11 protein-coding genes are annotated in these 9,932 nt (G+C 40.6%); 5 read left to right on the top strand and 6 right to left on the bottom strand.

The features are described 5' to 3' along the window. Positions 1 to 208: 208 nt before the first annotated feature. Positions 209 to 1,591, bottom strand: a complete 1,383-nt coding sequence (locus tag HHA43_RS09025) for a dihydrolipoyl dehydrogenase (protein ID WP_168542433.1) — start codon at positions 1,589 to 1,591, stop codon at positions 209 to 211. A gap of 160 nt (positions 1,592 to 1,751) precedes the next feature. Between HHA43_RS09025 and HHA43_RS09020 the strand changes: the two genes are divergently transcribed. Beyond that, positions 1,752 to 3,629 (top strand): hypothetical protein, encoded by a 1,878-nt coding sequence (locus HHA43_RS09020; protein ID WP_168542431.1) that lies wholly within the window; start codon positions 1,752 to 1,754, stop codon positions 3,627 to 3,629. Between the two features lie 162 nt (positions 3,630 to 3,791). Here the strand turns inward: HHA43_RS09020 and HHA43_RS09015 are convergent, their stop codons facing one another. Then, positions 3,792 to 4,211 carry a beta-lactamase hydrolase domain-containing protein gene (locus HHA43_RS09015; protein WP_168542429.1) on the bottom strand — a complete coding sequence of 140 codons (420 nt, stop codon included), beginning with the start codon at positions 4,209 to 4,211 and terminating at the stop codon, positions 3,792 to 3,794. After that, a complete protein-coding gene (locus tag HHA43_RS09010) occupies positions 4,204 to 4,539 on the bottom strand; it encodes a TIGR01244 family sulfur transferase (protein WP_019838040.1) in 336 nt (111 codons plus the stop codon). The genes HHA43_RS09015 and HHA43_RS09010 overlap by 8 nt, the downstream gene beginning before the upstream one ends. 115 nt (positions 4,540 to 4,654) lie before the next feature. On the opposite strand from HHA43_RS09010, the gene HHA43_RS09005 reads away from it, so the two are divergent. From HHA43_RS09005 to HHA43_RS08995, 3 genes are read left to right on the top strand one after another with little or no spacing between them, the layout of a single operon-like run. Continuing rightward, positions 4,655 to 5,551: an alpha/beta hydrolase gene (locus HHA43_RS09005; RefSeq protein ID WP_168542427.1), complete on the top strand. Its 897-nt coding sequence runs from the start codon at positions 4,655 to 4,657 to the stop codon at positions 5,549 to 5,551. Continuing rightward, entirely contained in the window at positions 5,552 to 5,983 is a 432-nt protein-coding gene (gene trxC / locus HHA43_RS09000) for a thioredoxin TrxC (protein ID WP_136143965.1), read from the top strand. A 27-nt stretch (positions 5,984 to 6,010) separates the two neighbouring features. Beyond that, positions 6,011 to 6,454: an acyl-CoA thioesterase gene (locus tag HHA43_RS08995; protein WP_171525313.1), complete on the top strand. Its 444-nt coding sequence runs from the start codon at positions 6,011 to 6,013 to the stop codon at positions 6,452 to 6,454. Positions 6,455 to 6,521: 67 nt separating this feature from the next. Here HHA43_RS08995 and HHA43_RS08990 read toward each other — a convergent pair whose 3' ends face one another. Next, positions 6,522 to 7,031: a DUF4442 domain-containing protein gene (locus HHA43_RS08990; protein ID WP_168418413.1), complete on the bottom strand. Its 510-nt coding sequence runs from the start codon at positions 7,029 to 7,031 to the stop codon at positions 6,522 to 6,524. Positions 7,032 to 7,043: 12 nt separating this feature from the next. Continuing rightward, the gene (locus tag HHA43_RS08985) at positions 7,044 to 7,532 is read right to left on the bottom strand and encodes a YajQ family cyclic di-GMP-binding protein (RefSeq protein WP_168418414.1); all 489 of its coding nucleotides are present in this window, start codon (positions 7,530 to 7,532) and stop codon (positions 7,044 to 7,046) included. A 91-nt stretch (positions 7,533 to 7,623) separates the two neighbouring features. Here HHA43_RS08985 and HHA43_RS08980 point away from each other — a divergent pair, with 91 nt between their 5' ends. Next, positions 7,624 to 7,938, top strand: a complete 315-nt coding sequence (locus tag HHA43_RS08980) for a rhodanese-like domain-containing protein (RefSeq protein WP_019838034.1) — start codon at positions 7,624 to 7,626, stop codon at positions 7,936 to 7,938. Between the two features lie 81 nt (positions 7,939 to 8,019). Here the strand turns inward: HHA43_RS08980 and mnmC are convergent, their stop codons facing one another. After that, positions 8,020 to 9,927, bottom strand: a complete 1,908-nt coding sequence (mnmC, locus tag HHA43_RS08975) for an FAD-dependent 5-carboxymethylaminomethyl-2-thiouridine(34) oxidoreductase MnmC (RefSeq protein WP_168542425.1) — start codon at positions 9,925 to 9,927, stop codon at positions 8,020 to 8,022. Positions 9,928 to 9,932 lie beyond the last annotated feature (5 nt).

Below are 9,932 nucleotides of genomic sequence, written 5' to 3'. Positions count from 1 at the left end.
CTTCGCGCTGATGGTAGTGTGGGGTTACCCATGTGAGAGTAAGTCATCGCCAGCTCATTATTCTAAACACCCTCAACAATCGTTGAGGGTGTTTTTTTATGCTTGAATTAAAATAAAAATATGAAATAAAAGAATATTAAAAATAAAGAACACCAAAAAACATCAATGGATGGTTTTAAAGGTAAATATTCGATTTTATTTGAGAACTTTAATTGGCTTTTCGTAGTTGTCTGCGTGCATGTTTAAATGCAGTTCTTAGCCCTTCCTCTAGGGTTGGATGGTAGAACGGCTTATCTAAAATATCTTCAAGTGAAAGTTCCTCATCAATCATCCATGCAAGTAAATGCGCCATGTGTTCTGCTGCTCCGACAAACAGTTCTGCACCTAAGAGTTTATGGTTACTTGAATCAATATAGACTTCAATACCACCTTTATTTTTACCTAAAACTAAAGCACGACCTTGTTTTTCATAAGAAACAAAACCTGTTGTGAATGCAATATTCTGATCTTTTAGCTGTTTGTAGCTTTGTCCTACAGTTGCCATTTCAGGTGAGCTAAACACAATTCCGATTGGTGTTAGTGTTTTTAAATTTATTAGGTTTGGATAATTCAGACAATTGTGAACAGCTTCACGGCCTTCATGTGCAGCTTCGTGCTGAATTGGTGTATTTGTATGGGCATCACCGACTACAAAAATAGCATGTTGCCCAAGTTGTTTGGTGTAGGCATCAATTGGGAGGTGTTTTGAGTTATTAAAGCTCTGATCTATATTTTCGAGTTGAAGTTGATCTAAATAGCTACGTCTACCTGTAGCAACCAGTACGTAATCGGCAGTTAAGTTTTGTGTTTGTCCATTTTCTTGATATTCAATTTGCACACCTTGCGCTGTTTTTTTAAGTTGGGTTGGCAAGGTTTCAAATTTAATGTTCAATTCTTTGTTGAGGGTATCTTGGGCAATTTTTTGTAGTTCAGGACTACTGAGAGACCCTACTTTGCGACTACGTGCAAAAATAGTGGTATTTACTCCTAAGCGCTGCATGGCCTGAGCTAATTCAATTGCAATCACACCGCTACCAATAACTGCCAAAGTCTGAGGTAATGTTTCCAATTCAAAAATTTGGTCTGATGTGATTAAGTGCTCACCCAAAGCTTGTTTCCATGATTGGTCATAAGCAGGGGTAGAACCCACAGCTATAATAAAGGATTTTGCTTGATATCGTTGTCCATTGACTTGAATGGTATGGGCATCTACGAATGTCGCAAAGCCAGAAATTTTGTGTGATGCTTCCCAGCGATCTACATCTTTCTGTGTTGCTGCGGTAAAGCGATCACGTAATTGATGTACGTGTGACATGATTTGTGATGTATCAATTTTTGCATCTACAGTAAGTGCAACTTCTTGTGCATGTTGAATGTCGTGCATGCGATTGGCACTAGAGATGAGGACTTTACTAGGCATACAACCAACACGGGCACAGGTGGTGTCCCATGGACCGTGATTGATGATGAGTAAGTTTTGGGTGTGTTTAATTGCTTCTTTGTAGGCGCTAATGCCTGCGGTGCCTGCACCAATGATAATGAGGTCGTACATTTGTTGACTACTTCACGTAATAAATAAATTTAGGCTAACATAAGCAAAACATTTATCATGCTTTTATTTACATAAAGCAGTAACTATGGTTACATATCTGACAATATTAATTAGATGTTTGATTAACTCGTAGTTTTAGAGGGATTTGGGGAATAACTCAATGAAAAAGAAAGAAATTAGTTTGAAGTTTTCGGCTGTAGCTTTAGCAGTTTTATTGGCTGGCTGTGGTGGCGGTGGAAGTGATGGTTATTATAATAATGGATCTTCATCCACAGAAAGTGGGGGGAGCATTAATAATGGTGGTTCTAATGCTGTTGAGACTAATTACCATTTAATAATTAATGCTTCAAAACCTCAATTGGTTGTAACAGGAGATACGGCAGTTATTACTGTGAAATTAGCTGATGTTAATGGCGGTGGTGTTTCTGGCGAGTCTGTTGTCCTAGCGGTTGAAGATACTATAAATAATGGGGTTACTATTGAAGGAAGTTCAAATGTTAAATCTGATGAAAATGGTAATGCTATTTTTACAATCAGATTAACACCTTCAAATGTAAAAAATATATCTGAATTACTTAGGGATGGTATTCGTTTGAATGCAATCTATAAGGATGCAGCTGGAAAATTAACCTCACAAACAAGAATTTTGGAAGTAGTTGATTCCGTACAGTCTTCAAATATAGCGCAATACCACTTAGATATTGCTGTAAATAAACCGACACTCGTTGTAACGGGAGATAATGCAATTGTTACGGTTAAAGCAATTGATGAAAATGGTGGGGGAGTTTCTGGTAGAGAAGTTACATTATCAATAGTAGATACAAAAACTAATAAAGTAACAATAAATGGAAGTTCAGTCGGTATAACAGATTCTAATGGTAACATTAAATACAATATTACTTTGCCTACAGTTCCTGATTCGCTAGTTAGTAATATTATAGATTCAGGTATTACTTTAGATGCTAAAATTGTTGATGGTAATCAGGTTGTAAGCAAACAATCTATTAAGATCAATGTATCAAAAGGTGTAATCGAACAACCTATAGGCAATATTACTTTTGGTAAGTCTGGTGAGCTTGCGAAGACTGCTGATGCTTTATATTATAGAGAAGCTCTGTCTGCGCATGTTGTTGATATAGATGGAAAGCCATTACCTAATTATCGTGTAACGATGAGCATTGATTTATTACGTGCTGGTCGCGGCTACTTCCAAACAAAAGCACAATTAGACGGTACGCGCAATATTCGTTTAAATCCTCTTCGTGCTAATTTAAATACTCAAAATAGCAATTTAAGGCAGCAAGAAAGTTTGTTGGCTTCAATTCAAGGTGAACCTGTACAATCAGCTGAAATAACTAGACTTCAAAATGAGATTGCAACTGTAGAACAGCAAATACGCGATCAGCGTTCATTATTAGCGAAAGCACAGACTAATTTAGAATTAGCCCAAAATAGAAAAAATGAGCCATCTATTCAACAGTATCAAGCTGAAATTATTTCAATTAATGGAGAAATTGCACAGCTAAATTTAAGGCTTGAAGGGTTAAGAGTTAAGTTAACGACTGCAATTGCATCAGCAACAGCTGAAAAGCAACAACGAATTAATCAACAGACTAATATTGTAAATGATTTAAAAAATCAAACTCAAACAATAGCTGATGCGATTAAGAGCATTGAGAGTTTAGTATTACCATCTCGTGTTCAATCATATTGTGAGATTGTTGATAAATCAAACGTTCAATTAGCTACAGGATTTGTTGATCCTCAAGGCAATGTGAGTCCTACTTTTACCTATACAACAGATTCAACTGGTAAGTTTAATTTTAGTGTTCAGTATTTGAGACAGTATGCTGGGTGGCAAACTGTAGAGTTTAAAGCGAAGACAAGTGTTAGTACTAAAGATTTGAATTCAAGTTTAGTGTACGGATTAGGATTATTAAAAGAGGATTTTGATTCTGAAGCAGGTCAACCATTTGATGAAAGTCCTTATGGGCAGAATTGTGCTTTAAACGATCCCTTCGCAGGATTACTACCATAAAAGTAATTAAGATAACAAAAACAGCGCTTCGGCGCTGTTTTTTTATGAGGATTTTAATTTAAAAATTAAAGCGAAGTCCCCACACTCACACCCACCGTCGGGCGGATTTGCATAGAACTACAAGCACTCAGCGCCAAGACACACATCACCACCAATAAAATTTTATTCATGCAACAAACCTTGAGATTTTGCTTGATGAAATAAAGCACTAGAACGAGCACCACTACGACAAATCATCAGAATAGGTTTTGGAAGCTCATTATAATATTTGGCAAATTCAAGAATATCTGTTTGAGAAATTTTACCGCTACTAACGGGTTGATAAATCACGCTGACCTGAGATTTTTCTGCAATATTGCGTAATTCGCTGACTTTGACCGCATTGCCAATCTCTTGATCAGGGCGGTTCACAATCACCGATTTAAAACCCTGCCGCATCAATTGTGAAAACTTAGCAGTATTCATCTGACCTGCAACGCTGACTTTGTTTGTTAGCATCTGTGTATTGTTCGCATAACTCAGCGAGATACTGCTGCAGATCAGAATACAGCAAAACACATGTTTGAGGATGTGTTTAGTCATCCAACAAATCCATTTGTTTAGCTAATTGGAATAAGTTATTTGAGCGGTTACCTGTACGACAAAACATCAACACAGGTTTTGGTAATTCATTATAGTGATTGGCAAATGCACGAACATCTAACTCGGTAATCTGACCTGATACCACAGGTTGATAAACATAATCTAAACCTGCAGCACGTGCCGCTTCTTCAATTTGTGCACTAGTGGGCTGTTCAGGACCACCTTCCATATCTGGGCGGTTATTAATAATTGACTTAAAACCTTTCTCAAGTACCTGAGTTACATGCTCAGGACCAATTTGACCTGCAAAACCGACTTGTTCAGACATGGGAAACACTCCATCATTTTATTCATGACAATATGCTTTATGATAGCATTAAGCAGATTCATGAGCTGAATGTTCTGAAATATTTATAACGATAAAATAACGCAATGGAGCGCGTATGCATTCCTACACGGTCGAGCCTTTATATGTCAAAAGTGATCATGAAGTGATTGCTGCAGACTTTTATCGCCCTAAATCTATAGAAAAGCCCGCGGTGATTCTGATGGCGCATGGTCTGGCGGCCTTGCGGCATTTTAAATTGGTGCAATATGCACAACACTTTGCTCAGGCAGGCTATGCCGTGGTGTTGTTTGATTATCGCTATTGGGGTGGAAGCACAGGTCGTCCACGTGAATTGGTGTCTATTGAAGCGCAGTTAGATGATTGGCGCAGCATGATTTCACATATCGCAGAACGTAAATCTATAGATGCCAAGCGCATGATTTTATGGGGGACATCGCTGAGCGGTGGATATGTGCTAAGTTTGGCTTCGAGATTACACAATTTGGCTGCGGTGATGGTACAAGTGCCTTTTGTCGATGGTGCGGAAAGTGCCAAGTTGTATCCTTTGCAGCAACTTCCCAAAGCCTTAAAAATTTCTAGTCAGGATTATATGGGTGCAAAGGTGGGTATGTCGCCAAAAACACTGCCTGTGGTGGCGCAAAAGGCGCTGTGCTTTTTACCTACAGCAGACAGTTATGCAGGTTATATGTCCATTGTAAATTCTGATTATTATTGGAGCGGTACCATTCCTGCGCGGGTGTTTTTTCATTTAATCCGTTATCGTCCTATTCAGGAAGTCCGCCAAATCAACATCCCGGTGTTGTTTATTGCCGCACAGCACGACAGTTTGATTCCAATTGAATCTAGTCGTGAAACAGCCACCAATATTGCGCCTTATGTGCAATATGAAGAGTGGGATATGCAACATTTCGATATTTATCATGGTGAATGGTTTAAAAAAGCGATTCAGACCCAATTAGAGTTTTTACAGCAACTGTTTGGAGATCAGTAAATGATTATTGTGTGTCCTGAATGTGGTGCAAAAAACCGAGTACCTGAAGATAAATTATCTGCCAGCCCTGCGTGTGGACAGTGCCATCAAGCCTTGATTCCGCTTGCGCCAATTGAACTGAATGAACAAAATTTTAGTCATTTTATTCAAAACAGCGATTTACCTATTCTGATTGATCTTTGGGCAGACTGGTGTGGTCCATGCAAGATGATGGCACCACATTTTGCAACGGTGGCTAAGCAAAATCCGCATGTAGTATTTGCAAAAATTGATACAGAAGCCAATCCACGCTTGAGCAGTGCGTTTCATGTGCGCAGTATTCCAACACTGGTACTGATGAATAAAAGCAATGAAATTGCTAGAATAAGCGGTGCGCTACGTGCGACTGAATTACAACAGTGGTTGGATCAGCAGCTTAACGCCCAATCTTAATGCACTGTTCGTGCTAACTTAATGCAAATGTCCGGAGTGAACGTGTCAGATTCTCATGCAAAACCAGAGGGAGTGCTTTCCCTACAAACAATTGCCATGCCAGCAGATACCAACTGGAGTGGAGATGTCTTTGGAGGCTGGATCGTTTCACAGATGGACTTGGCGGGTGCAATTCATGCTGAGCGCTTTAGTAAAGGGCGCTGTGCCACGATTTCAATTAACCAAATGACTTTTTTGGTGCCTGTCAAAGTGGGCGATGTGATCAGTTGCTATACTAAAATTCTGAAAGTGGGCAATACTTCAATTCAAATGCAAATTGAAGTGTGGGACAGCCATGATGATTCACGTGAAGCAGTACGTGTTACCGAAGGGGTGTTTACCTTTGTTGCGGTAGACGTCAAAGGTTCAAAACGTCAGATTCCTGAAGAATCCAAACAGAAGTTTTTAGAGGCTCAGGCGAGCCAAGCGTAGTTATTTTTAAGTGACTATAAAAAATCCCAGATCTTTGATCTGGGATTTTTTGCTTTAGAGAATAATCTTAGGCTTGTTTTTGCTTTAAATGTGCTTTAGACACCCAAGCCCACAGCATTTCACACTGAATTGGAACTTCACCAGATTCATCCATGACACTGACATTGACCAGCGTTTCACCTTTGTCGGTGCTGTGCATGAGTTGTTGCTGTTCGGGGCTTAAGGTCGCAATGGCGGTCATAGCACCTTGAGTTGGGCGTTTAAAGTCCACTTTCAGGCTTTTAATCAGCACAATTGCGCTATCTGGTACATTCATAGCCGTTACAAAACCTGTTGCAGTTTCGGCAAGCAGTGCCATTGCACAGGCATGTACTTGCCCAATATGGTTTTGCATGGCTTTGTGATTGGCAATGCTGACCACCACTTGTGATGGAGTCACTTCGTGATAGCGAATTTTTGCACTACCCACCATAGGCACGACACGACCAAAAGCTTGACTTAAAAGGCGGCTTTGAATGCCTTTAGGCAATTTTGATGTTGCTTTGACCAGTTTGTTTAAGCGATTGGTTGGTGTCATGGCATCCCCAAATTAATCTTTAAAGTTATTAAATTGCAATGGCAGACCAAATTGTTGCTCTTTCAAGAACGCCATCACTTGTTGCAAAGTATCGCGTTTCTTGTCGGTTACACGAATTTTGTCACCCTGAATAGAAGATTGCACTTTAATGCCACTGTCTTTAATGGCTTTGTTAATTTTTTTTGCGGTATCTGAGTCAAGACCATCTTTTAGTTTGATCACTTGAATCACATTTTTACCTGATGCCGTCATTTTTTGTGGATCAAGTGCCTGAATGTCGACTTTACGCTTATAGAAGTGATTTTCGAGCATGGTATACACTTGCTCACATTGGAAATCACTTTCAGTGGAGATTTTAATCTCTTTGTTTTTTTCATTGAGTTCGATAGACACATCTTGACCACGAAAATCGAAACGAGTACCAATTTCTTTTTGTGTGTTTTGAACCGCATGATTCACTTCAAAAAGTTCTAATTCAGAAACAATATCGAAAGAAGGCATAATGAAGACCTTTGCAAATGGAAACAATATCTGAGATGCTAGGGATGTTTTCTTCATTTGCCAAGTGTTGTTTACATCAAAGGAGTGCGCAATGATCCGTAAACAAGAAATTACAACATTTGAGTTCCCAGAAAATGCAGTGATCTGGGATGTACGCGATTCAAGTGCTTATGCTGAAGCACACGTGAAAGGGGCAGTAAATCAGCCTATTAGCGATCTTTCAGCAGAGAGCCTCACTCAGGTGTCAGCGGATCAACCGATTTACATTTTATGTGGTGGTGGTAGTAAAGCCCCACGTGCAGCAGAGTTACTTGAGGGTTTTGACAACTCACGTGAATATGTGGTGTTAATGGGTGGTACGCGTGCAGCACGTGATGCTGGCTTAGCATTGGAGCAGGGTGCATAATATTTGCAACTGCAAAAAAGAAGCGCCGAAAGGCGCTTTTTTGTTGGGTGTTGTTTTATCCCTTTTATCTACAACTAAGGGCTAGGCTAAGGGGGGAATATTTTTAAAATATGGTTTTTTGGCTTTCACTTTTTTTTGAAAGCGTGTTACGGCCAGTTTTTGCAGTAAGTTTTTCGGTACAGGGCAGGCTTCGGCTAAAACCTGTGCTGCCAGTATTTCACTGCACAATGGGGCAAATAAAAAACCTTTAGAACCCAGTCCTGCCAAGCTATAAATTTCCTGATCATCATGCATTTTACCCAGTAAAGGGAAATAGTCCTGACTTTGGGCACGTACAGAAGCACGTCCTTGCCAAGTGTCTACAGGGGCTAAATTTTTAGCATAGGCAGGAAAGACACTGTGGATAAGTTCGTAGTTATGCACATGGTCTTCTGCCAATACATCGCAATCTTCCCGATTTGGATAAAATGATGCGCCTAAAATGAGCTGCTCAGCATTGAGCTGCATGCAATACCCACCATAGCTATAGGCTTGTGATAATGGCAAGGCTTGATTGGCATTATTTAACCAGCTGACTTGCCCACGAATAGGTTTAAGTACAGGATAGTTTTCAAAAAAAGCACCGCTTTGTAGGGCAGCGCAGACAATAACATGATCAAAACGTCCGAGTTCAGCATCTGTACTGTGTAAAATCTGCTGTTGTGCTGCAGCTGTAATTTTTTCAATTTTGGCTTGCTGAAACTGAATGAGTGGGTGTGCAAGAATTTCATCTCGCAGTTGATGTGGAGAAACTGCGCCTGCTTGCAATAAGTTCAAACTGGCAAAATTACTTTGTGGTATGAGTTCAGCTGCGGTGTGTGCTGTTAAAATATCTGGTGGATATTGTGTGGCTAAATCTAGTAATTCATCGGCATGTTTAAGCGCCAATTGATGAATCTGCAACGGACGAAATGCCTTGAATACGGCATAGTGATTCAAGGCATATTGCCATGCCAGCGTCATTAAGTGATCGGCAGTTTGATGAGCTGGGCAAAGTTTTGGGTTTAACAATGCCAAGGGATTGCCTGAACCACCTGCAAGGGGCGCTGTTTGATCGTAGAGCGTGACTTGATGCCCACGTTGTGCAAATGCCCAAGCACAGCTTAAACCTGCAATTCCTGCGCCTACAATCGCAATATGGCGCTGTTTGGTGGCTGCATTGCGGTTTGTTGCCGCAATTTGTGCCATTTCAGTCTGATCTGATGTTTGCGGCATGTCCGGCGCTTGCCAAACTGCTTTTAGCATTTCCCGTTTATGCCCAAAACCACGTGGGCGGGTAATCTGAATACCGTGTTGTTTTAAGCCACGTTTAAGTACGCCTGCCACACTGAATGAGGCAAAGGTCGTGCCATAGTCTGATAAGGCTACAATGGGGTTCAGTACCGTTTCCTGCCACATATCTGGGTTGCAAGAGGGGGCAAAGCCATCTAAAAACCAAGCGTTTACAGGTGTGGTTTTGGCAATTGCAGGGAATACTTCCTGTGCATCGCCTAGCCATAAATCGAGGCTAAAGCGTTCATCTGGAAGATTTAAACGATGACAGCCTGCTATGGCTGCAGGGTATTGCTGAATCAGCTGTTCAGACAGATGACTCAGTTCTGGCCAAGCGGCTAAGGCACGAATTAGATCGGCTTTGCGGAGTGGAAATTTTTCTACAGAAATGGCGTGCAAGTGACTGTGATTATTAGGACGTACCTGTTGCCACAATTGCCACAGCGCTAAAATATTTAAGCCTGTTCCAAAGCCTGTTTCACCTACGCAAAAATATTCAAAATCGTTGAGTGCTGCCAAGCGGGTGGGTAAGTCGTTGCCCTGTAAAAACACATGCCGCGTTTCGAGCAGGCCATTGTCTTTAGAGAAATACACATCACCAAACTGTTTGGAAATGGGCACATCAATGCCATCGACCAGTTGCCAATCCAGCTCGGCAGTTTGAATAGGCTGAAACAAAACAA

The organism is Acinetobacter sp. A2, from assembly GCF_012371325.1.
Lineage (GTDB): Bacteria > Pseudomonadota > Gammaproteobacteria > Pseudomonadales > Moraxellaceae > Acinetobacter.
This window is presented reverse-complemented; position numbering and strand designations above follow the sequence as displayed.